The sequence below is a fragment of the Bacillus sp. UNC125MFCrub1.1 genome, from assembly GCF_000701305.1.
Lineage (GTDB): Bacteria > Bacillota > Bacilli > Bacillales > Bacillaceae > Bacillus > Bacillus altitudinis.
The window spans coordinates 883,277-905,823 of the sequence record NZ_KL370769.1; the positions used below are offsets into that span (position 1 = coordinate 883,277).

Annotated in this window: 21 protein-coding genes and 2 pseudogenes; 10 read left to right on the forward strand and 13 right to left on the reverse strand. The window is 39.3% G+C overall.

Annotated features, from left to right (window positions below; all coding sequences use genetic code 11):
* Positions 1–158: 158 nt before the first annotated feature.
* A complete protein-coding gene (locus N521_RS17270) occupies positions 159–1,628 on the forward strand; it encodes an NAD(P)/FAD-dependent oxidoreductase (RefSeq protein ID WP_035392346.1) in 1,470 nt (489 codons plus the stop codon).
* A 27-nt stretch (positions 1,629–1,655) separates the two neighbouring features.
* On the opposite strand, the gene hag (N521_RS17275) is transcribed toward N521_RS17270, so the two are convergent.
* From hag (N521_RS17275) to N521_RS17300, 6 genes are all read right to left on the reverse strand, one after another.
* Positions 1,656–2,477 carry a flagellin Hag gene (hag, locus tag N521_RS17275; protein WP_008346306.1) on the reverse strand — a complete coding sequence of 274 codons (822 nt, stop codon included), beginning with the start codon at positions 2,475–2,477 and terminating at the stop codon, positions 1,656–1,658.
* A 288-nt stretch (positions 2,478–2,765) separates the two neighbouring features.
* The gene (gene hag, locus N521_RS17280; RefSeq protein WP_008346308.1) at positions 2,766–3,638 is read right to left on the reverse strand and encodes a flagellin Hag; all 873 of its coding nucleotides are present in this window, start codon (positions 3,636–3,638) and stop codon (positions 2,766–2,768) included.
* A gap of 213 nt (positions 3,639–3,851) precedes the next feature.
* Positions 3,852–4,772, reverse strand: coding sequence for a flagellin Hag (gene hag / locus N521_RS17285; RefSeq protein ID WP_008346310.1), 921 nt, complete (start codon positions 4,770–4,772; stop codon positions 3,852–3,854).
* A 274-nt stretch (positions 4,773–5,046) separates the two neighbouring features.
* A complete protein-coding gene (gene hag / locus N521_RS17290; protein ID WP_017367065.1) occupies positions 5,047–5,949 on the reverse strand; it encodes a flagellin Hag in 903 nt (300 codons plus the stop codon).
* Between the two features lie 230 nt (positions 5,950–6,179).
* A complete protein-coding gene (locus tag N521_RS17295) occupies positions 6,180–7,661 on the reverse strand; it encodes a Kelch repeat-containing protein (protein WP_035392347.1) in 1,482 nt (493 codons plus the stop codon).
* Positions 7,662–7,807: 146 nt separating this feature from the next.
* Positions 7,808–8,422 carry a TetR/AcrR family transcriptional regulator gene (locus N521_RS17300; RefSeq protein WP_035392350.1) on the reverse strand — a complete coding sequence of 205 codons (615 nt, stop codon included), beginning with the start codon at positions 8,420–8,422 and terminating at the stop codon, positions 7,808–7,810.
* Positions 8,423–8,634: 212 nt separating this feature from the next.
* Here N521_RS17300 and N521_RS17305 point away from each other — a divergent pair, with 212 nt between their 5' ends.
* Entirely contained in the window at positions 8,635–9,747 is a 1,113-nt protein-coding gene (locus N521_RS17305) for an NAD(P)-dependent alcohol dehydrogenase (RefSeq protein WP_017359611.1), read from the forward strand.
* A gap of 77 nt (positions 9,748–9,824) precedes the next feature.
* On the opposite strand, the gene alr is transcribed toward N521_RS17305, so the two are convergent.
* Positions 9,825–11,006, reverse strand: a complete 1,182-nt coding sequence (gene alr / locus N521_RS17310) for an alanine racemase (RefSeq protein ID WP_017359612.1) — start codon at positions 11,004–11,006, stop codon at positions 9,825–9,827.
* 252 nt (positions 11,007–11,258) lie between these two features.
* Here alr and N521_RS20015 point away from each other — a divergent pair.
* Together N521_RS20015 and N521_RS17315 are read left to right on the forward strand one after the other, a co-directional pair.
* A pseudogene (locus N521_RS20015) lies at positions 11,259–11,318 on the forward strand (YunG family protein); the annotation flags it as partial.
* Positions 11,319–11,656: 338 nt separating this feature from the next.
* Positions 11,657–12,028, forward strand: a complete 372-nt coding sequence (locus N521_RS17315; protein ID WP_008348328.1) for a BLB8/JUQZ-1 family protein — start codon at positions 11,657–11,659, stop codon at positions 12,026–12,028.
* 92 nt (positions 12,029–12,120) lie between these two features.
* Here the strand turns inward: N521_RS17315 and N521_RS17320 are convergent, their stop codons facing one another.
* Together N521_RS17320 and N521_RS17325 are read right to left on the reverse strand one after the other, a co-directional pair.
* Entirely contained in the window at positions 12,121–12,540 is a 420-nt protein-coding gene (locus N521_RS17320; protein WP_017359613.1) for a GNAT family N-acetyltransferase, read from the reverse strand.
* A 20-nt stretch (positions 12,541–12,560) separates the two neighbouring features.
* Positions 12,561–13,130, reverse strand: a complete 570-nt coding sequence (locus N521_RS17325; protein WP_035392352.1) for a TetR/AcrR family transcriptional regulator — start codon at positions 13,128–13,130, stop codon at positions 12,561–12,563.
* A gap of 181 nt (positions 13,131–13,311) precedes the next feature.
* Between N521_RS17325 and lpdA the strand changes: the two genes are divergently transcribed.
* Positions 13,312–14,706, forward strand: coding sequence for a dihydrolipoyl dehydrogenase (gene lpdA, locus N521_RS17330; protein ID WP_035392354.1), 1,395 nt, complete (start codon positions 13,312–13,314; stop codon positions 14,704–14,706).
* A gap of 113 nt (positions 14,707–14,819) precedes the next feature.
* On the opposite strand, the gene N521_RS17335 is transcribed toward lpdA, so the two are convergent.
* The gene (locus tag N521_RS17335) at positions 14,820–15,977 is read right to left on the reverse strand and encodes an MFS transporter (protein WP_035392656.1); all 1,158 of its coding nucleotides are present in this window, start codon (positions 15,975–15,977) and stop codon (positions 14,820–14,822) included.
* Between the two features lie 112 nt (positions 15,978–16,089).
* Between N521_RS17335 and N521_RS17340 the strand changes: the two genes are divergently transcribed.
* Positions 16,090–16,995, forward strand: a complete 906-nt coding sequence (locus N521_RS17340) for a LysR family transcriptional regulator (RefSeq protein ID WP_019743043.1) — start codon at positions 16,090–16,092, stop codon at positions 16,993–16,995.
* Between the two features lie 16 nt (positions 16,996–17,011).
* A pseudogene (locus N521_RS17345) lies at positions 17,012–17,575 on the forward strand (GNAT family N-acetyltransferase).
* Between the two features lie 4 nt (positions 17,576–17,579).
* Here N521_RS17345 and N521_RS17350 read toward each other — a convergent pair.
* A complete protein-coding gene (locus N521_RS17350; protein WP_035392357.1) occupies positions 17,580–18,104 on the reverse strand; it encodes a DinB family protein in 525 nt (174 codons plus the stop codon).
* A gap of 192 nt (positions 18,105–18,296) precedes the next feature.
* Here N521_RS17350 and N521_RS17355 point away from each other — a divergent pair, with 192 nt between their 5' ends.
* Complete coding sequence (locus N521_RS17355; protein ID WP_035392360.1) at positions 18,297–18,995, forward strand: cysteate racemase; 699 nt, start codon at positions 18,297–18,299, stop codon at positions 18,993–18,995.
* A 23-nt stretch (positions 18,996–19,018) separates the two neighbouring features.
* A complete protein-coding gene (locus N521_RS17360; RefSeq protein WP_035392362.1) occupies positions 19,019–19,894 on the forward strand; it encodes a LysR family transcriptional regulator in 876 nt (291 codons plus the stop codon).
* A gap of 44 nt (positions 19,895–19,938) precedes the next feature.
* Here the strand turns inward: N521_RS17360 and N521_RS17365 are convergent, their stop codons facing one another.
* Complete coding sequence (locus tag N521_RS17365) at positions 19,939–20,835, reverse strand: macrolide 2'-phosphotransferase (RefSeq protein ID WP_035392365.1); 897 nt, start codon at positions 20,833–20,835, stop codon at positions 19,939–19,941.
* Between the two features lie 596 nt (positions 20,836–21,431).
* On the opposite strand from N521_RS17365, the gene N521_RS17370 reads away from it, so the two are divergent.
* Positions 21,432–21,680, forward strand: coding sequence for a DUF2651 family protein (locus N521_RS17370; RefSeq protein ID WP_035392368.1), 249 nt, complete (start codon positions 21,432–21,434; stop codon positions 21,678–21,680).
* Positions 21,681–21,721: 41 nt separating this feature from the next.
* On the opposite strand, the gene N521_RS17375 is transcribed toward N521_RS17370, so the two are convergent.
* Positions 21,722–22,540, reverse strand: coding sequence for an SMI1/KNR4 family protein (locus N521_RS17375; protein WP_035392370.1), 819 nt, complete (start codon positions 22,538–22,540; stop codon positions 21,722–21,724).
* Positions 22,541–22,547: the final 7 nt, after the last annotated feature.

Sequence of the window (22,547 nt, forward strand, 5' to 3'; positions counted from 1 at the left end):
AATAATGATCAAGATTGAAGTTTTTTTCATATTTACGAGTAAAAAGTATGCCAATTCCTTTCTATATTCAAAAAAACAAGAATTTGCTATACTTAGAAAATCAACATATGATGAAATGGTCATGTAACCATTTTATATATTCACTGGAGGCGCATGTTGTGACACAACCCATGAAGTATGAGCGGGCGATCGTCATCGGAGGCGGAATAACGGGAATGCTCGCTGCAAAGGTTTTATCAAGTTTTTACCTTGAAGTATTGATTATTGAAAAGGACGAATTGCCAGACTCTCCTGAGAATCGTCTTGGCACGCCTCAAGCTTTTCATCCACATAGAATGCTGCCACTAGGCAAACAAATAGTGGAACGTCTATTTCCTGGTTATACAAAAGAATTACTCGAAATGGGCGGGTACAACACATGGCATCAGACATCTCGATTTTTGACAAAAGATGGCGAGTTAGTACTCACCGATACTGAAGAAACAGCTGTCACACGACGTGCCATGCTAGAGTGGGTGCTGATGCAAAGAATGTTACGTGAGGAACGTCTTCAATTTTTAGAAAAACATGAAGCGATCGCTCTTCTTTTTGAAGAAGAAACGACTAAAGTGAGTGGATTACAGGTCAAAGATCGGAGGATAAAGCCTGGAATCATCAACAAAATAAGTGCGGACTTAGTCATTGATACGTCTGGAAGAATGTCTAAATTGCCAAAATGGCTGAAAAGCGCAGGGCGAACCTTGCCGCAGACAGATGAGCTAATCGTGTCTCTTGGCTATAGCACAAGATACTACCAAATACCACCTGAGGCACCGAATCTGGAACCAATGGTCATCCTTGGACAGCCAAATAAGAAAATTCCAACAGGACTGTTTGAACGAGTAGATCATGATTTAGTAGCGGTTCTTCTCTCAGCAGCTGGCGGCTCTCATTATCCAACAACGGACGCTGATCAGTTTGATGCAGAGACCGCTAGGCTGACCAATCCCTCGATAGCAGAAGCCATCACTCATTTAATTCCCTATACGAAACCAAAAGGATTTAGAGTTCCGGCTTGTGTCAGAAACCACTATGAACAAATGGATGATTGGCCAAGCGGCTTATTGGTCATGGGTGATGCCTTATGCACATTAGATCCAATACATGGTCAGGGAATGACAAAGGCAGCTCTTGAGGCACAGACACTTGAGCGTATGCTCAAACAAGCACAAGAAGATGAGCTTATTTCTTTTGAACGGCATACCTTACAACAAATGCAGCACGCCAATGAGCTTGGCTGGTGGCTTTGTGCAATTGCGGATATGGCTTGGGAAGGCGTCGAATTAAAAGGAACCCCCATTCCCCATCTGACATTTGTACAAGAATTTTTCAATTATTATGTACAATATGCCGTTCAAACAAAACAACCTAAATGCCTTGAGGCGTATCATCGTATGCATTCGTTCTTAATAGAACCGAGAAAAATCATCAACCTAGAGCAGCTGCAAGACATGATTCAAGCTGACTCCACTGGTGAGGTCCGCAACTGGTGGCAGAGGTGGGATCAAAAAAATGATGAATTAAATCGAGCTTTCTTCTATGAAGCTGTTCCAGATTTTCAATTACATCTGTTGCTAAAATCAACATAAAAAAAGCCCCTCAACGGGGGCTTTTAATTAACGTAATAATTGAAGTACGTTTTGTGGCTGTTGGTTCGCTTGTGCAAGCATTGCTTGAGACGCTTGAGAAAGAATGTTGTTCTTAGTGAACTCACTCATTTCTTTCGCCATATCAACGTCACGAATACGAGACTCAGCAGCTGTTAAGTTTTCAGCAGAAGCACCAAGGTTGTTAATAGTGTGCTCTAGACGGTTTTGGACCGCACCAAGTGATGAACGTTGTTTAGATACAGCGCCGATTGCCGCATCAATTTTTTCAATTTCAGTATCGAAATTGAAGCCATCAACACTTACATCAATATCTTTAACTGTTAATGTTTCTGCATCCATTTTACCAATTTCAACAATAATATGTTGTTCCTTGTTCGCACCAATTTGGAATTGGAATCCGTCTGTAACATCTCCATTTAAAAGGTTCTTTCCGTTAAATGCTGTGCGGCTTGAGATACCATCAATCTCTTCAACAAGTGCTTTAATCTCATCTTGAATCGCCGTTAAATCCTCAGTCTGCTGTGTACCTACGTTACCCGCTTGAACTGTCAACTCACGCATACGTTGAAGAATCGCATGTGTTTCAGTTAATGCACCTTCAGCTGTTTGAATAAGGGAAATACCATCTTGTGCGTTTTTAGACGCCATTTCTAACCCCCGGATTTGTCCACGCATTTTTTCAGAAATCGCAAGACCTGCTGCGTCATCTCCTGCACGGTTGATACGAAGACCAGAAGAAAGCTTCTCCATGTTCTTTTGCCCTGCTCCATTATTTGCAGACAAACGGTTCAGTGTGTTAAGTGCTGCGATATTGTGGTTAATTCTCATATTAAATGACCTCCATGTGTTTGAACCAATTAGACATCCATGTCCAAAAGTTCTAAATTAGAATTTTTTTGTAAGCCTTACAATCCATTTATCGAACTTTAATGGAATATGTTTAACAAAAAAGGAATAAATAAGGAAAAAGTCTTATTCATTATGATTGTTTCGCTAGAGTATGCCAAATTTAAAGGTCATTTTTCATGATTTATCAGAGGGATTTAAGAATCATAATTAAGGAGAAAAAACGAAGAAAAAACGGCATTAAAAAAAGCCCCATCAAGGGGCCTTTCATTAACGTAGTAATTGAAGTACGTTTTGTGGCTGTTGGTTCGCTTGTGCAAGCATAGCTTGAGACGCTTGAGAAAGAATGTTGTTCTTAGTGAACTCACTCATTTCTTTCGCCATATCAACGTCACGGATACGAGACTCAGCAGCTGTTAAGTTTTCACCAGAAGCACCAAGGTTGTTGATTGTGTGCTCTAGACGGTTTTGAACTGCACCAAGTTTAGAACGTTGATCTGAAACTTGTTTAATTGCATTGTCAACGATATCTAGTTGATCATCGAAACTAGTTGTTGCAAAATCAGTTACTTTAATAGCAGATACTGTTTTAGTAGCGTCAGTTGGATCTGTTCCAATTTTATCAGCAGACATCGCTTTGATGTTCACATCTAATTTTTGAGCTTTGTTTGCACCAATTTGGAATGTTAATGTATCTGTTTCAAAGTCGCCATTCAACAATTTTTTACCGTTGAATTCAGTACGATCAGAAATTCCATTTCCATCCGTTCCGCCACCGATTTCTTTGATAAGGTTGTTGATTTCCTCTTGAATTGCACCAAGATCTGTATCGTCTTGTGTACCCGTGTTTCCAGCTTGAACCACTAGTTCACGAACACGTTGAAGGATTGAGTGAGTTTCAGTCAATGCACCTTCAGCTGTTTGGATAAGAGAGATACCGTCTTGTGCGTTTTTAGAAGCCATTTCTAGTCCGCGGATTTGTCCACGCATTTTTTCAGAGATTGCTAGACCTGCTGCGTCATCTCCTGCACGGTTGATTTTAAGACCAGAAGAAAGTTTCTCCATGTTCTTTTGGCTTGCACCGTTGTTTGCAGACAAACGGTTTAATGTGTTAAGTGCTGCGATATTGTGGTTAATTCTCATTTCCTATTACCTCCATGTATGCGGGACCTGACAGACGTCCTTGTCTGAAAAAAGCCCTTTTTTCTAGGGTCTATATACCCTGACAAGTGTATTATCGGTTTATTTTATAGGAAGTTTAACATTCTTTAATATTTTTTATCGCATTTTAACATATTCAGTTTTATGAACTGTATGAAGTTAGGAAACAAAAAAAGCCCCATATAGGGCTCTTCATTAACGTAGTAATTGAAGTACGTTTTGTGGTTGTTGGTTTGCTTGTGCAAGCATTGCTTGTGAAGCTTGAGAAAGAATGTTGTTCTTTGTGAACTCACTCATTTCTTTCGCCATGTCAACGTCACGGATACGAGACTCAGCAGCTGTTAAGTTTTCACCAGAAGCACCAAGGTTGTTGATTGTGTGCTCTAGACGGTTTTGAACTGCACCGAGTTTAGAACGTTGGTCAGATACTTGTTTGATCGCCCCATCAACGATATCTAATTGATCATCAAAAGAAAGTGCGCCAGCAGCAGCTGGATCAGCAAATTGTGTTACATCGATGTCAGCTACTGCGTGGTCTGCAATAAGAGCACCAGTACCGGGATCAACCGCACCAAGTGCTGTAGAAGACATTGCTTCAATATTAACTTCTAATTTTTGTGCTTTATTTGCACCAATTTGGAAAGTTAATGATTTTGGTGTAGCACCAGCTGCGCTGAACGTACCGTCAAGTAATTTCTTTCCGTTAAATTCTGTACGATCAGAGATACCGTTTTTATCAGTACCATTTCCAATTTCTTGGACAAGGTTCTTGATTTCCTCTTGAATTGCACCAAGATCTGTATCGTCTTGTGTACCCGTGTTTCCAGCTTGAACCACTAGTTCACGAACACGTTGAAGGATTGAGTGAGTTTCAGTCAATGCACCCTCAGCCGTTTGGATAAGAGAGATACCGTCTTGTGCGTTCTTAGTAGCCATTTCTAATCCGCGGATTTGCCCACGCATTTTCTCAGAGATTGCTAGACCTGCTGCGTCATCTCCTGCACGGTTGATTTTAAGACCAGAAGAAAGTTTCTCCATGTTCTTTTGGCTCGCACCGTTGTTTGCAGATAAACGGTTCAGTGTGTTAAGTGCTGCGATATTGTGGTTAATTCTCATTTCCTATTACCTCCATGTATGTGGGACCTGACAGACATCCTTGTCTGAAAAAAGTCCTTTATTCTAGGGCTTATCAACCCTGACAATTCTTTTATCGGCTTATTTCATAGGAAGTTTAACATTTTTTAATATATATTGATCAATTTTACATATCTTTATTCACCATTTAGTTTTAAATAGATTTCTATTATGCTATTCGTTCAAGTGATGAGCACATAACCTGTATTAAATTGAATAGGAACAAAACAAAAAAGCCCCATAAAGGGGCCTGTCATTAACGAAGTAATTGAAGTACGTTTTGTGGCTGTTGGTTCGCTTGTGCAAGCATTGCTTGTGAAGCTTGAGAAAGAATGTTGTTCTTTGTGAACTCACTCATTTCTTTCGCCATATCAACGTCGCGAATACGAGACTCAGCAGCTGTTAAGTTTTCACCAGAAGCACCAAGGTTGTTGATCGTGTGCTCTAGACGGTTTTGAACCGCACCTAGTTTAGAACGTTGATTTGAAACTTGTTTGATTGCACCATCTACGATGTCTAGTTGCTGATCAAATGTAAGTGTTGGTGTAGCAGCAGCGAATTGTGTAACATCAATGTTAGAGACCGCTTGACCAGTTACAAGAGTTCCATCTGGTTGAGTAGCACCAATTTTATCAGAAGACATTGCTTCGATATTTACATCTAATTTTTGTGCTTTATTTGCACCGATTTGGAAAGTTAAAGTAGCTGTACCATTAGCGAAAGCACCATTCAACAATTTTTTACCGTTGAACTCAGTACGATCAGAGATACCATTTTTCTCAGAACCATTACCAATTTCTTGGACAAGGTTCTTGATTTCTTCTTGAATTGCACCAAGATCTGTATCGTCTTGTGTACCCGTGTTTCCAGCTTGAACAACAAGCTCACGTACACGTTGAAGGATTGAATGAGTTTCAGTCAATGCACCTTCAGCTGTTTGGATAAGTGAGATACCATCTTGTGCGTTTTTTGAAGCCATTTCTAATCCGCGGATTTGTCCACGCATTTTTTCAGAAATCGCTAGACCTGCTGCATCATCTCCTGCACGGTTGATTTTAAGACCAGAAGAAAGTTTCTCCATGTTCTTTTGGCTCGCACCGTTGTTTGCAGATAAACGGTTTAATGTGTTAAGTGCTGCGATATTGTGGTTAATTCTCATTTCCTATTACCTCCATGTATGTGGGACCTGACAGACGTCCTTGTCTGAAAAAAGTCCTTCGTTCTAGGGCTTATCAACCCTGACAATTTTAATATCGGATATGGTTATAGGATGTTTAACAGATTTTTTAAAAAATAACGCATTTTTAATGACATTAGTCCTAATTTTAACAATTTCACAAAAACAAAAACTACTGATCTTTCACCAGCAGTTTTTCCATTATATGAATATCAGTATTGTTTGATATCAAACATTAGGATATTTTGGTACACCACATAATCCTTCTTACTTGTAAAAGGCCCTTTATTATGCTCATCATTGATTTCATAGAAGTTCATCCCAATTCCAAAGCTTCTTTCTTTGTACCAGTTAAGAAAATTGTTGATTTCTTTCATTGAGAGCAGATAATCCTTTTGCAGTCCGTTTATCATAGTAATTGAAAGTATACCTTTTGTTGATTCTTTCCCTGGCTTTGTTCCATCCTGATCTTTCGGTTCTTCGGTTGATCCATCACCAGGTTTTGTTCCGTCCTGATCTTTTGGCTCTTCTGTTGTACCATCACCTGGCTTTGTTCCGTCCTGATCTTTCGGTTCTTCGGTTGTATCATCACCTGGCTTTGTCCCGTCCTGATCTTTCGGCTCTTCGGTTGTATCATCACCTGGCTTTGTTTCCTCCTGATCCGTTGACACTTTTTGCAGATCTTTTAATGGAATAGAGATAACAGATTTAAAATTGTTTTTGACAGAATGACTACCAATTGATTCAGCATAGTCTCTTCCACCAATAACATATAATTGATCATCAGCAATAACTGCCACAGATCCAACTCTACCTTCAGGGATTTCATATAAAGAATCTTTAACTTGACTAGTTTTTGGATCAAATATTTGAACTTGTTTTAATAATTTGCTAGATCTATCTCCAATTTGCTGTCCACCAATGATAAATAGTTTATGATTATATGTCGCAAATGCAGCTTCATAGGCAAAAGAATTTAATTGAACATCCTTTAAGCGTTGCCACTTCCCTAGCGACCTATCATATTCTAAAATGTCTTTATCTTTCCCTCGGCTAACATTAGCCTCACCACCAGCAATATATATTTTCCCATTTATTTCTGAAATACTTCTACCTTGGTGATTCACTAATAGGGAACTATCTAAAGATTCCCACTCTCCACTTACCGTATCATAAGAATAAAAATTTTCTTTATAGGATGATAAAGAGGATACGATATAAATCTTTTCTCCAACTGTAACAGCTCGTAAGGCACCTGTTGTATAGGATTTATATATAAATTTATCAGGCATCTTAATTGATTCTTCTGTCCATTGGTCAAGTTCTGTATCATAAACATCCATAGTTCTATGAACTGTTTTAGTCGTTTCATAGAGACCGCCAATGACATAGATTTTTTTATCTACTGTCGCATAAGCAGCACCTGTTCTTGACCTTAGCATAGCTGATTTTTCTGTCCACGAATCAGTTTTAGGATCATACATATATGTTGAATCATTGAACTTAGACTGCTGGCTAGCTCCACCGAATACATATATTTTTCCGTCAACTACACCTACACTTGCTCCGATACGTTCTTCCGGTAAGTCCGCTCGCTTCGTCCAACCATTTGTCTCAGCTGCATGAGCATTTAACGGATGAATTGTGACCATCATAAAAATGGCTAAAAACACTAAAAATAATCCTTTTTTCATCTTTTCTTTCCTCCATCTCTTAAATTCCCCTCCTTTTATCGACATATTTGTAATAAAATTTAATTTTTATCATTGTGCCCCATCGTAAATTCAGGATGCACTTATTTCTATTAATATCATTTAACATATATCAAATTTATCTGACATCACCTTTTCATAATCACTTCTTCGTCTTTCAACTGAATCATAAGTGAGGACTGAATATATAATAAATTGATAATACGGCGTGCCATTTCTGAGGGAGATGCATTGTAGTCATTTCTGATCCATTCAATGATAAAACCAAAGATCCCGTATGAACGATACTGGACAAAATAACTGTCGTTGATTTCTTCATACTGATCACTCACAAATGACATTCTATTTTTGAAGATATATTGTATTTTCTTAAGCAATTGTTCTTGTATGTGGGGAATTCGGTCTTCCATCACTAATAAATCATAATAGTCGCGATTTTCAACGATATATTGAAATACATCAGTGCCTTCTGGTTTCATGCGAGTTAAATCCAACAGTGGATTTTCACGAGTCGGCTTACAAAATTCATATTCGAAATCGACCATTTCCCGGTGAATAACATCTGCTGCTAATTCATCTTTACTTTCATAATGCACATAAAATGTCGTCCGATTATAGTTTGCCTTTTCCACAATATCCTTCACTTTTACGTGCAAATATCCTTTTTCTTTTACTAGTATTTTGAATGTTTGACGAAGTGTTTCTTTTGTCCGCTCAACACGACGATCCTCTTTTTTGATCATGGGCCCCTCCTTTAGACACTTTTTAAAAAATGTTGATTAGAGATACATAATTTCATTTGTGTTGAAAACCTATACAAAAAAGATTTTTTGCTGATTGAAACGAAAAATCTTTCGTCCTACAATCAACTTAGTCATAAAGAAATGAATTTTTTGTGACATTTGATCTAACTTCTTTAGAATATCATACTATATAAAAAGTGAGGGCACATGATATGGAAATTCAAGCGATGGTCACAACAAATGAAAAAGATTTCGAGAAACAAACACTATTACTAGATGATCCAAAAGCAGATGAAGTGCTTGTCAAAATCGTTGCATCTGGCGTTTGTCATACGGATGCCACTGTATTAGATGGCACGCTTCCTGTCCCACGTCCTGCTTTATTAGGACATGAAGGCTCTGGTATTGTCGTGAAAGCAGGTTCTAATGTCACAACCGTTCAAGAAGGAGACCACGTTGTACTAGGTTTCGCTTATTGCGGTCATTGCCATAATTGTCTTGACGGGAACGCTGGTGGATGTGAAAACATGATTCCACTGAATTTTTCTGGTCGTAATAAACATAATGAAACGCCTATCCATACACATGATCATCAAGATGTATCACAATTTTTTGGTCAATCGTCATTTGGTACATATGCAACGGTTGATGAGAAAAATGTGGTGAAAGTAGACAAAGAAACTGATTTACGTTATTTAGGACCATTCGGCTGCGGCTTAATGACTGGGAGCGGTACTGTCTTAAATTCACTTGCTCCAGCTCCAGGTACAAGCTTTGTTGTGTTCGGTACAGGTGCTGTTGGTTTAAGTGGGTTAATGGCAGCAAAAATTGCAGGCTGTGATCCGATTATTGCCGTTGATATCCATGATAGCCGCCTTGAGCTAGCAAAAGAATTAGGTGCAACACATGTCATCAACAGTAAACATGAGAACCCAGCTGAAAAAATTAAGGAAATCACAGAAGGAAAAGGAGCACATTACTCATTTGAAACAACTGGAGTACCAGAAGTCACGCTAGCTGCTCTTCACTGCCTGCGTGTCAAAGGAACTTGTGCAACAGTAGCAGTAGGAAAGCGCGATTTAACGTTTAATGTGACCAATGATCTCATGCTCAATGCGCTCACGTTAAAAGGTGTGATAGAAGGAGATGCCGTTCCTCAACTATTCATTCCTAAACTAGTCAAGTTCTTTAAAAATGGACAATTCCCAGTTGAAAAACTAGCAAAATTCTACGAATTAGAAGAGATTGAACAAGCCTTTGAAGATTCTAAAAATGGATCTACGATTAAACCAATTCTTATTTTAGATAAAGAGTATCGAGCTTAAGCCGAAATAAGACATGAAACTCAAAAGCCCCCTTGCCATATAAAGGGGCTTTTTGCAATTTCATGCTGTCCTTACCTTCACACATACATCACCGGCGTCGATATTTTAATAATCTTCCCGCCTCGACGATAAAACCTTGGAACACGGCGGCTTAATGTTGCAATGACTTCATAGTTAATCGTATTGAGCATTTCAGCAATTTCATCAACAGAAATTTCTCCGCCCTTTTGACGGCCATAAATGACGACTTCCTCGCCTTGCTTTGCTTTCATCTCTCCTAAGCTGATCATGGTCATATCCATTGTGACTCGGCCAGCAATCGGCATTCGTTTTCCGCGGAAAAGCATAAACCCTCGATTGGATAAAGCACGTGAGTACCCATCTGCATAACCAATCGGTATGGTCGCAATAACTTCGTCAGGCTTTGCCACATAGGTTGCCCCATAGCTGACCGTCCTAGGTTTTGTAACCATTTCTTTTACAAAAGCAATTCTTGCCTTTAAGCTTAGTGCCGGTTCCAATTGAACAGCGTCTAAGCTTTGAATATATTGCGAGGGATACAATCCATAAAGTCCGATACCAAGCCGGATCATATCGGCACTAAATTCAGGAAACGCAATCGAAGCAGCTGTATTGTTCATATGTACGGTCGGCAGTTTGATCCCTTCTTCTTTCAAAAACCGAAGAAAATCAATGAAGATGCTGTGCTGCAGCAACGTGAAATCAGGGTCAGGCTCATCCGCAGTGGAGAAATGCGTAAATATTCCATCCCACCTCAGGTTTTCACTCTTTTCAAGCGCCTTCACCACCGCTAACAGCTCTTCCTTTGTCCGTACACCTAATCGCCCCATCCCTGTGTCAACATTGACATGAATCCCAAGCCGGCGCTGGCTTTCTTCTTTCGCTAAGATCTCGTTTGCTTGAGCAATCCAGTCTTCTCGAAGGCCGGAGAGGTCGATTCTCCAGGCTGCGGCCCTTTTCACACAGTCGAGCGGTGTAAATCCAAGAACCAAAATCGGCGCTTCAATTTTTGCTCTTCGCAGCACAATGCCTTCCTCTAAGCTAGCAACTGCGAGCTCCGTCGCACCGCTTTCTAGTGCCTGCCGCGCTACCTCCACTGAACCGTGTCCATAAGCATTCGCCTTCACGACAGCCATGATCTTACTCTTCTTTGGAATATGCGCTTGAATGGCTTCGATATTTCTTTTAATCGCATCAAGATTAACTTCGATCCAGACTTCCCGGCAAAGTTTTTTCATAATCGTTCCTCCTTTTAACATAAGTTTCTTCTGTAATTTGTGTTCGTTTTAACATATAGTCTATCTTTATTCATTTATACAAAAAACATTCAATAAGAACCAAGACCTGTTAATTCTTGAAAAAGCCTATATAGACTTGAATACTTACATTCACACTGAAATGACATTAATGATAGGACCTTACAAAACTGAAATAATTATGATGCTCTTGATAAAGCTTGGCTTTCACAATCTAGTTCAAAATAGAGTCCCGCAAACGGTCAATGCCGTGTCACTTCTTTAGTTGTAAATGATCTTTTAAGCGGCGAATGAATGAAGATAGAATTAGGAAATGGCTAGATTTTTTTCAATATCATCCATGGGAAAAGATTAGACTTTTCCTCTTCACAATTCTCTGAGGAAATTTCTTAAAATAGGTAGATATTCAAATCGAGAAGGAGCTTTAGCAATACGAGTAATGAGCAATATTCTTACTAAAAAATAATGTTTTAAATTTTTAATAGATAGATATTAAGTCGTTTTCTTCACAGAAAATTTCAATTCATCCCGAAAGGAAAATGTTCACAATTAATTAACACTTTTTAACAGGAATATCTCGATTTAATATCGAATTAATGACTTGTAAACTAATTTAAAAGGAGTGCTTTAGAATGAAAATGAAGAAATCTATGTATTCTCTTATTGCTGTTTCTGCATTGACTTTTACTATTGGAGGGGTTGCTTCTGCTCAAGAATCCGTTCAAACTAATCATCTTTCATCTATGCCTATTACGCTAAAATCTTTATCCGCGGATGCTCCAATTAAAACAAATGCAAGAAATATCACAATTAACGTAGGATCTAGTTATCCTATTGATGACATTGCCTCATATGCTGTTGTTGTGAAAGGATCACAGTATGTCTCTGTATCCGGTAGAGATATTAAAGGGTTAAAAGATTCAGGTAGTAACCAAGTAGAAGTATGGATGTATAAATCAAATGGCGCTCTATTAGGCGCTCTTTATATAACGGTTAGAAAGTAAATTAAAAAGCCTCTATTATGGAGGCTTTTTTTTAAGCAGGATCACCAATACCTAACGTGTGAGTCACATTAGATTATTTTACAATTTTATCCTTATTCATAAGCAAGCACCCAGTACTTCGCCCCAGGCTCCCCTTCCTCTACAACAGCCTTCCATCCTCTTTTTTGATAAAAAGACAAAGCTTTGTGATTTTCGGATACACATTTGAGGGTGACTGGTGTTCCGAGCACTTTGATCGCATGTTTCAGCAACAGATCGCCAGCCCCTTGACCAGCAGCTTCTGGATGTACAAACAAGAGATGAATAAAACGATCTGGTACATATAATGAGATGAATCCAAGGATTTTATTGTTCTCCTCAGTTAAGAAAATTTGCTCTTCCTGCGTATCTTGATCAAAATCTTGCAGTTTGATTTCTTCTGTATTGAGCCAGTGAAAGCTCTGACGTCGGGATTCTAAATAGATTTGTCTTAATTGTGGATAATCTTCTATGCTTGCTTCTCTAATCAACATCGCAACATCCCCTATGTTTTTTAATTTGAATTTAAAATGTGTTTTGCCTGTGTTCTACCTGCCATTAACAATTGATCACTGAACTGCGAATCATTGACAGCTCGTGCAAGAGCAATTGTACCAATCATGCTGCTTACTAGTGCGTAACTGGTAGAGAGATCTATGTTTCCCGTATCAGCTGTAAACGCCATAAACCGTTTCAATTCATCTGTATAGGTTTTACGTACCTCTTGCGATAATTGAGCAATCTCCCCTGCCAGTGCAGGCAATATACAGCCGATCTCCGTCTGATCACGGTGAACGGAACTTAAATAAAAGTCAATGATCGTCTGAATTCGAGGCTGGTCTGTTTTCTTGTCTGCAACACTTTGCAGCAGCTTGATCGTATCCGTAATAGCAAAATGAAAAGTCTCTATCACCAACTGATCCTTGTTCTTAAAGTGAGCGTAAAACCCTCCATGAGTTAGACCTGCCCCTTTCATAATGTATGGCAAACTGATACTACGGACGCCATTTGTTCGAAATGCTCGTGCAGCACTTGCGATGATCTGCTCTCTCACTTTTGACTTATGACCTTTCGGATAAGGCATCCTCTTTTCTCCTTCCTTTTAACTCATCTAAGTGTATTTATTAAAATATTATATTCATCATATTATCATGTGTCAATTGACTAAAATCCATCTTTGCTCACTCAGATGGGATTGACTTCGCTAAAATATGATGACTATAATATATTATGATCATCATATTTTAAAATTAGAGGTGCAAGAAATGATTCATTTTGAAACAGTAGATACATTAGTGATTGGATCAGGTCCGGGAGGCTACGTGGCAGCATTACGTTCAGCTCATCTCGGCATGAAGACAGCGATTGTAGAACGTGAACAATTAGGTGGCGTATGCACCCATGTAGGCTGTATCCCTTCTAAAGCGCTAATAGCAGAAGCAGAGCGGTTCAAACTCCGCACACAATGGGATGGTTTTCAAGAAAGCGGTTCTTTCAATGAAGCTCAAGCGTTCAAAAAAGCGGTTGTGGAAAAACAAGCTGGAGGCGTCCAATTTTTGTTAAAGTCAGCGGGAGTTACCATTCTGGAAGGCGATGCAAGCTTGTTCGATCAGCATACAGCGGTGATTCAACATGCCGAAAAAGGTGAAAAACGAATCAACTTCAAACACCTTATATTAGCAACCGGCTCTCGTCCAATTGAAATTAAATCACTCCCTTTCGGAGGTCGTATATTGTCTTCCACTGAAGCACTATCCCTTTCCGAAATCCCTAAAAGCCTTGTCGTAGTTGGGGGTGGATATATTGGTGTTGAACTCGGACAGATGTTTGCAAGGTTTGGATCTAAAGTCACCATTCTAGAAGGCGGCAATCAAGTATTGCCTGGCTTTGAAAGTGAACTTGTCTCTCCTGTTGTTCGACAATTGAAAGAAGATGACATCACCGTGATTACAGGAGCAAACGTCATAGATGCCGAGCAGCATATGAGCGGAATTGATCTTCATTATGAGAAACAGAAAGAAAGTTACACGGTGAAAGCGGAATATGCATTGATTACTGTCGGAAGAAAACCGAATACAGATGGAGCATTAGGTCTCCATTCTATCGGTTTATCCATTACCCCTAACGGACTGGTTAAAATTGATGAACAATGCAGAACTTCCATTCCGCACATATATGCGATTGGTGATATCACCGAGGGTCCTGCTCTGGCTCATAAAGCTTCATATGAAGCGAAAGTGGCAGCAGAAGCAATCGCTGGTAAACCTTCGATGATCGATTATAAAGCGCTCCCACTTGTTGTGTTTTCCAGCCCAGAATTGGCGAGTGTTGGACTAAGCGAAACGGATTGCAAGCAACAATCCATTCCGACTGTTACTGGAAAAACAATGTTCTCTATTAATGGTCGAGCACTGGCATTAAAAGAACCAGAAGGATTTGTGAAGATTGTGGCCCATGCTGAATCTGGCCTTATTTTAGGAGCACAAATCGTAGGTGCAGAGGCATCTACTCTTATATCAGAACTTTCTCTCTCTATTGAAATTGGTGCTACAGTAGAAGATTTAGCCATGACGATTCATCCTCACCCAACATTAGGTGAAATGATCATGGAGGCTGCAGAAATGGCCACTCGTAAAGTTGAAAAAAATCTGGCACGATAATTCATTCAGGTGCATCTGGTTCGATTGAGCAAAATAATCTCCATAGCCTACTTAGATATAGGCTATGGAGATTTCAATTGAGTGATGATATAAAAGCAGCGGTATATTGATCTTTAATTGGATACCTCATCACGTTTTCCCCCTAACTTCATCGATAACTGCACGCCAATCATCAGCATCACGATGGCGAGCATTGCGACAATAGCAGCTTGAAAATGTCCGCTAATATCGAAAATCAAACCGATTAAAAATGGACCAAATCCTCCCATGATGTACCCGCCCATCTGTGACATCGCTGACCATGTACCGGCTTCTTCTGGCGTACGCGTTTCAATAATAGGCAACATAAGCGCCAAAGGAAATAATCCACCTGCTCCAATCCCTAGAAAAATAACAGCTGGCAGGATCGGCATTGGCAATAGAAGGAATATGAGGCCAATCAGCTCTGACAAACTGCATAAAATCAGAAATAATTTCGGCTTTCCTAGACGATTGACGATGTTTGGAACGAGTAATGCCACCGGAATCTGAATGAGCGTAAATATCGTAAGCAGCATGGCGGCATACTGCGGACTATTCCCAAAATCAAGCGCAATGGGTGAAATCCACGCTGTTAACGAATAGAACATGCTAGACATAAAGCCAAAGAACAAGGAGAATTGAATGGCTTTTTTGTTTCGCAGCGGTAATCTCAGCGGCACGTCTGAAAGATCCGCTTGTTGGTTTTGACGAGCTAGACCGAGCCATAAAATCAGTGCAATAACGCCTAAAACCGCCCAGCAAGATAACGCAAGTGGAAGGTTATGCTCACTGCGAAGGTAAATCGGAATGGTCAAGCCCGAAGCAAGTGCAGCTCCAACTGTCATCGATATAGAGTACACACTGACAATCCCAGGACTTTTCGGGAAATACTTTTTAATAAAACTAGACAACAATGGTCCGGCAAAACTAATTCCAACTCCTCCTGCAAAAGCAGTCGTAAGAAGGATGGTAACCGTTTGACTTGTACCACGCAGTCCAGTCGCAATTGTGATAAGAAAAATTGAGAAAAAAAGGGTTCTCTCTAATCCAAACCGCCGGCTTAGTTTCGTTGCTACAGGGGCAAACACTCCCATGCACAAGACCGGCAAAGTGGTTAAAAGACTTGCCGTGAGTGCACTAACGCCAAGGTCTGATTGAATCATGCTCATCATAGAAGCTACGGATGTAATGATTGGGCGCAAGTTTAAGGCAGCTAAAAATAAAGCAGCTAAATAAAATATTTTTTTTATCAATACTCTTCTTCCTCTCTCATCTTGTTGAGGTTACTATGAGTATAAATCCGCTTCATTCATTGATCAATACAATAATTCGTATTATGATGATAGGAAAATACTATCATTAATGAAAGGATGGCATATGGATACTCGTCACATTACCTATTTTATGGCTGTATTCGATCATTTACATTTCACAAAGGCTGCAGAGCAACTAGGTATATCACAGCCTACATTAAGCCAACAGATTCAGCTGCTTGAGGCTGAAGTTGGGATGCCGCTCTTTGACCGAATCGGTAAAAAAGTAGTTGCAACTGAAGCTGGTACGCTTCTTTATCAATATGGCATGAAAATGCTTCAGGCTGAACGAGATGCAAAAAATGCCATGAAAGAACTGTTATCTGAACAGCGGGGTACCGTTCGGCTTGCCGTCCTTCCCTCTGATCTTGACTTTCAGCTTGTTCCGCTTTTTGTAGAATTTAAAACGCTGTATCCAGAGATCAACCTAAAGGCTTTTTCGACCATCTTTGTTCGTGACGAGGTGCTCTCACATAAAGTCGATATCGGAATTGGGCTGCGCGGGCCTGCGGATAAACGACTGATTCAAATTCCACTTGGCGATGAGCCCTACGAATTGTTTGTTCATTCAGACAGTGAACTGGCAAAAAGGCGTGAAGTGACGCTAAAAGAGCTGACAAAGCATGCACTGGTCATGTATCCAAAAGGCTACCTAGGAAGAGATTTGGTCGATGACGTATGTAAAGAACACGGTTTTGAATTGGACACGGTCATGGATGTTGGGTCTGCCACTTCACTATTGCAGTTGGTTGAAGCCGGGATCGGCGCCACCATCCAGCCAAGAGGGCTGTTAAAGCAACATTCAGCATGGCCTAATATTGTCTCTATCCCTATTTCTGCCCCTGCTCCTGTTCGGCATCTTGAATTAACGTATTATGCCGATCGATTTGTGACCAAAGCGCAAAAACAGCTATCTGAATGGCTAATAGACTTTTTCAAATCAAGAACAAACTAAAAAGTGAGGGTAACACATGAAGAATGCAAACAGCATATTTACAAGAACAAACCGGGTCGTGATTCGTCAGTTTGATCAGCAGGATATTGAAGCATTTTATCAATACCGATCAAACCCCTCTATTGCCACATTTCAATCCTGGGAAAACTACACGCACGAAGACGCTGAATCATTTGTTCAACACCAAATGACGCAACAACCTAATCAACCAGGGACGTGGTTTCAATACGCGATTGCCTTATCTGAATCCAATCAGTTGATAGGAGATTGCGCCATTCATACACTCGGCAGCGAGCCTAGAATCGTTGAAATAGGATTTACACTCGCGCCTGAATTTTAAGGAAAGGGCTATATTCATGAAGCCTTGAATTCAATAATCGAATATATTTTCACTACACTGAACAAGCATAAAATCATTGCCTTTACAGATGTACGAAACGAAAAATCTATTCGAGTGCTGGAACGTTTAGACATGAGACGCGAAGGACATTTGCTACAAAATTATATGTCAAAAGGACATTGGGTCGATGAGTATCAATATGCGATTCTTCAATCCGAGTGGGCCGCGAAGCGTCATTAATCATTTATTTCCTATTCAAAATCCCTAAATAAGCGCTCCATGGACCCACATCGGTTCGATATCGTTCCGCCATGACTCGAACAATTTGGGAGATATGGGTGAAATCATGGACAACCCACGCAGAAAGTAATTCGCTCACATGCACGATGCCAAATTCTGGATGGACGCCCTTTTTCTCTAGATCAAGACTTGAATGTGTCATACGCTGAATGTATGCCACATTCTCCATCCGCACATGATGAAACTCCGCTAGTGCTTGTTCTATCTGTCTTTCAGTTTGATTCAAATGGGCGTAGCGATCAAATGCAGGAAATGGGGTATTCTCTCCATCAGCAAGAATGACACTTAATCGAGGAATCCAGTTGGATTTCTCTGCTTCAATCAAATGTTCAATGACTTCAACGGGATTCCACGTTCCCTCCCCTTCACGACTGTAAAGCCAATCCTTCGATAAACCTGACAAAAGACTTTCTAATGTACGAGGAGTTCGACTCAACATATCTAAAGCTTCATTCAAATTGAAATTCATATGGTAGCTCCTTTATCAATTTTTCTTTATTCTAATGTTTTTTGATTAGATTGCAACTCATACCGCAAAACAGATAAAGAAGAAAATAAAAGGTGCTTTTAATCAACCTTCTATATACAAATAGAACTTTTCTATAACACTCACCATCCTTTCTTTTTTTATAATAGAAAAAAATGAAATGTGGTGATATGCATGTCTACAACAATTGGTATTATGGGTGGTATGGGCCCTTTAGCGACGATTGATCTGATGAAAAAAATCATTTCTCATACACCAGCGATAAAAGATCAGGATCATCTCCATGTGATTGCTGATAATGATCCGCAAATCCCTGATAGAACCAATGCTATATTTGGGAAAGGCGAAGATCCTACAGAATATATGATTGCATCAGCTAAAAGATTAGAACGCGCAGGAGCGGACTTTATTCTGATTGCATGCAATACCGCTCACTTCTTTTTAGAAAACGTACAACAATCCACTCATATCCCTATCATGAATATGCCATTAGAAACCGCAAAGCACCTGAACAAACATCACTATACGTCTGTGGGCTTACTATGTACTGATGGCACATTAAAAACCCAGCTCTATCAAAAGGCTTGTGCCCATCACAAGATTGATGTCATGACTCCTAGTGAAAACCTTCAGAAAAGTGTGATGAATGGGATTTATGCCGTGAAAGCAGGGAAATTGAGTAAAGGCGAAAGTGAACTGGCGTTAGCTGCAGAAATTTTAATCAATCAAGGAGCAGAAGCCATCATTGCCGGCTGTACAGAAATTCCTCTAGTTCTAAGGTCAACCAAAGCTGTGAAAGTGATTGACCCTACTGTCATTTTGGCGAAAGAAGCTGTAAAATTAGTATATGAGCTTGAAAAGCTAAACATTTAAAGAACGTCATATAAGGGGATAACATGAATATTGAGAATATAGAAGCGTTTATTTATGTATGCCAGCTAGGCAGTATCAATAAAGCTGCAGAAGCACTGTATTTAACCCAGCCTTCTGTATCAGCACGTATTCAATCGTTAGAAAAAGAATTAGACCTGAAATTATTTGATAGACAGAGAAATAAATTATCTCTGACGGAAAAAGGTGAACAGTTTTACCCGCATGCCAAAAAGATTCTCCATTCTTATCAAGAAGCAAAGCATAGTCTCAAACAAACGATGATCCCTTATGAATTGACGATTGGATGCGCATCCTCTATTTCCAATAATCTATTGCCTAACATATTGCCCGCCCTAAAAGAAAAATACGAAAACCTGAAAGTGAAAATTGTAACAGGACATTCAAAGGATGTTGTCCAAAAAGTGATTAACAACCAAGTAGACTTTGGCATTGTCAGGACTGAAACACATCCTCAAATTGAATCAATCCCGATTTTCAGCGATCCAATCGGGCTGTTCGTCCCAACTCATCACCCGCTTGCCAGCCTAGGCAACATCAATATGAATGAACTAGAAGAACAACCTTTTATTTTCTTTGACTATGGGTCATTTGATTGGTTGATGCTCCACCGATTATTTCAAAAAAACAATATTACACCGAACATCTCCATTGAGGTTGATCATATGGAAACTGCAAAAAATTTAGTGCTGCAAGGAATGGGACTATCGTTTCTACCTCATCATTGTGTTAGAAATGAAGTAAAACAAGGAACATTAAAACAAATTTCAATTGAGCCATCCATTCATTTCAACATCAATTTAGAGTTCATTTATAAAAAAGGAAAATCCAAATCCGTTTTCATTGATCAACTCAAACAGTTTTTTCATGAATTAGATTAAAAAAAGCCCTTTTTAGGGGCTTTTTTTGGATTTGTTCTGATAGATTAGCTTTCGTTTGCCAACATGTATGCTGCCGTTTCGTACATATCTTTCAATCCTGATCTCTGTGCGTACTCGGCCACAGTGATCGCACTTGTCGTCAGAAGTTCTATTATATGTTCATCCATTCCTGACCAAGTTCTCCCGCCTGCTTTTTCATACGCATGGATAAGTTTCGTTAATCCTTCTTTCCCAAAGAGAAGTTGATGCGACAAAAAGTCGGCAGATACATCACCAACCCCCACTTCAGACCAATCAATCACACCAGTAACACATTGATTTTCATCAATCAGAATGTGACCAGGATGCAAATCTCCATGCTTCACTCCCACAAAAGGCGGCCATAAAGAATCTTTAGCTAGCCATTCTTGCCAGCGCTCCCATAAACCGCTGTTAATGGTGTATTGCGATTTGACACGTTCCATTCGCTGTTTCATTGATCCTCTTAATTCATGAGCACTGAGCATCTCCACACCGATCGTTTTAAATGGCTGTTGATCTAAGGAATGTACATTCGCTAAAACTCTTCCTAATGATTCATAATAAGCCTGCGGTACATTCGTTTGGTCAAATCTCCACTCATAAGATTGCTGTTCCACATCAATACTAGCTGCCGGTACCCCCTCTAATTGTTTATAAGCAATCAGATTTTCTGTAAAGATAGACCACTTAGGAACCTGAAAGTGAACCTGATTACTAATGTAATCTAATGTCTTTTTTTCTTGTAAGGTATGTTTCATTGATTCAGGTCTGCGAGGCATTCTTAATATCCATTTATCACCATGTAAATCTTCGACGTGAGCGACACGGAAATCCACACCTGATTCATTTATTTTGATGGTATTCTCTAAAATCTCTAATCCGTGATGTTTGACTAACTGCTTTAATTCCAGTCTATTCATATCCATTCCTCCAATTGTTCATTTAGTCATGATCAATAGGCATCAAGAATATCATCACAAAACCCACAAACAGGCTACTTTATGTGGTCAGAGTAAACAAAGCTAGACATATGCCTTTCTTTGCATCATAAAAAACATACAAAAAAAAGACAGATCGATTAGCTGCCTCTTTTCTAGTGAAATTGCATACTTTCCCGCTGAAGATCATTAAAAATGTGCAGACTACCCCGTTTACTCCGTTTGATGAAAACAGAGCCTTTGAACATATGAAATTACTGATTGTTCAAAGTTTTCTGGCGTAATCTTCCTGCATGCATCATTTTTAACCATCCTCCTCTTTATCATATAAATTTACTATACTTTATTTAAATATGACTTTCAATAAGATGACAAAAAGAAAGATTTAAAATCAGCAAACACCCTTTAAATTACATAAAATGAAATAATTTCATTTCATGTGTTATGATATGGTTATTGATTCTTCTGTCTAATATAATTTACTAAACTCAAAAACCCGATGTACTAGGAATTTTGAGTGTATGAGAGACAATGAGAACAAATCAAATGTAGCTAAGTCATTTAAAAGGAGAATGGATATGACTCATTTAGAATTCGCATTCGGCTTGCTTCCAGTCAGTATGATCATCGCTTCTTTTATCGTCACATTGTTTGTACAAAAGGTTTATTTCATGCCAATTGTGAGCTTTATCATTTTGCTCATTCTGACATTTACACTTTTCAATGTCTCTTTCTTTGGCTGGGCTGTTGTTTACACTTTAGGCTCATTCATTGCTTCATATATAGCATTATTCATTATGAAAATTTTAAATAAAAAGAGATCATAAACTAAATTCGAAAAGCCCTGGAAAGGGCTTTTCATCTTTCACTAACGTTTTTTCACTGGATGAATGTCCTCTCCCAAAAAGGCGGTATTAGGATCTCCACTATTTTCTAGAAGTTCAGCAATTTCTTGCAGCTCTTGATTAATACGGTCATTCCTTGGCATATCTGGGTTTAACAGAAGGTTGGAGTGAATAGCAGTAGCTGTTTCATACAAGACATGTTGATCTTTTATCTGTTGAATGCACTGTTTCATGCGCAAGATCTCTTCAGTGTCTTCCATCGGATAATGTGCCATTTTGAAGAGATTCTGCTGACGAAGGTCTCCTCTATCAAAAATGTGTTCAAGCTCTTCTTTACTGATATATAAATCCGAAGCTTCCTCCTCAATCTCTACTACTTCCACCATCGCATCTTCAGCTGTATATAACCGCTCAACAAATTCATCGAAACAATCTGCCAGCTTAAAATCTACTTCCAGCTCTAAATCGAAATAGTGAATAGGAGGATGTTCCTTCGTTTCTCGATAATCCATGGCGATCCATGTATCTTCTTCCCCGCTGATGAAAACAAGTCCCTCTGGCAGCTCCAATTCATCACTTAACTGAGCGCTATTCATAATTCCATCATCTTTGGCGATTCCTCTTAGATGGTCGAATTGAACATGATCCTCTGCCCATGAATTCGGCCGTTCGGTTGGAAAAGCATTACGAACTGTAAAACCACCATTCCATTCTAAAATGAGTTTTTTGTATGTATCAGGTAAAGTGACACCAAGCGTTCCCTCTGCTTCAAGAATTTGTTCTTCATCTATCTTTTCTAACGTAAAAGGACTCTCTTCTTCTTTCTCCCAGAATGATTTCAAAGTGGAT

Excerpts from the sequence above, each read along its gene's own strand:
- N521_RS17360 (WP_035392362.1), top strand. The coding sequence starts at position 19,019 with ATGAATATTGAGAATATAGAAGCGTTTATTTATGTATGCCAGCTAGGC.
- hag (WP_008346308.1), bottom strand. The coding sequence starts at position 3,638 with ATGAGAATTAACCACAATATCGCAGCACTTAACACATTAAACCGTTTG.
- N521_RS17300 (WP_035392350.1), bottom strand. The coding sequence starts at position 8,422 with ATGATCAAAAAAGAGGATCGTCGTGTTGAGCGGACAAAAGAAACACTT.
- N521_RS17315 (WP_008348328.1), top strand. The coding sequence starts at position 11,657 with ATGAAAATGAAGAAATCTATGTATTCTCTTATTGCTGTTTCTGCATTG.
- N521_RS17305 (WP_017359611.1), top strand. The coding sequence starts at position 8,635 with ATGGAAATTCAAGCGATGGTCACAACAAATGAAAAAGATTTCGAGAAA.
- N521_RS17340 (WP_019743043.1), top strand. The coding sequence starts at position 16,090 with ATGAAAGGATGGCATATGGATACTCGTCACATTACCTATTTTATGGCT.
- N521_RS17320 (WP_017359613.1), bottom strand. The coding sequence starts at position 12,540 with ATGTTGATTAGAGAAGCAAGCATAGAAGATTATCCACAATTAAGACAA.
- N521_RS17325 (WP_035392352.1), bottom strand. The coding sequence starts at position 13,130 with ATGCCTTATCCGAAAGGTCATAAGTCAAAAGTGAGAGAGCAGATCATC.
- N521_RS17365 (WP_035392365.1), bottom strand. The coding sequence starts at position 20,835 with ATGAATAGACTGGAATTAAAGCAGTTAGTCAAACATCACGGATTAGAG.
- N521_RS17370 (WP_035392368.1), top strand. The coding sequence starts at position 21,432 with ATGACTCATTTAGAATTCGCATTCGGCTTGCTTCCAGTCAGTATGATC.
- N521_RS17295 (WP_035392347.1), bottom strand. The coding sequence starts at position 7,661 with ATGAAAAAAGGATTATTTTTAGTGTTTTTAGCCATTTTTATGATGGTC.
- N521_RS17355 (WP_035392360.1), top strand. The coding sequence starts at position 18,297 with ATGTCTACAACAATTGGTATTATGGGTGGTATGGGCCCTTTAGCGACG.
- N521_RS17350 (WP_035392357.1), bottom strand. The coding sequence starts at position 18,104 with ATGAATTTCAATTTGAATGAAGCTTTAGATATGTTGAGTCGAACTCCT.
- hag (WP_008346310.1), bottom strand. The coding sequence starts at position 4,772 with ATGAGAATTAACCACAATATCGCAGCACTTAACACACTGAACCGTTTA.
- lpdA (WP_035392354.1), top strand. The coding sequence starts at position 13,312 with ATGATTCATTTTGAAACAGTAGATACATTAGTGATTGGATCAGGTCCG.
- hag (WP_017367065.1), bottom strand. The coding sequence starts at position 5,949 with ATGAGAATTAACCACAATATCGCAGCACTTAACACATTAAACCGTTTA.
- alr (WP_017359612.1), bottom strand. The coding sequence starts at position 11,006 with ATGAAAAAACTTTGCCGGGAAGTCTGGATCGAAGTTAATCTTGATGCG.
- hag (WP_008346306.1), bottom strand. The coding sequence starts at position 2,477 with ATGAGAATTAACCACAATATCGCAGCACTTAACACACTGAACCGTTTG.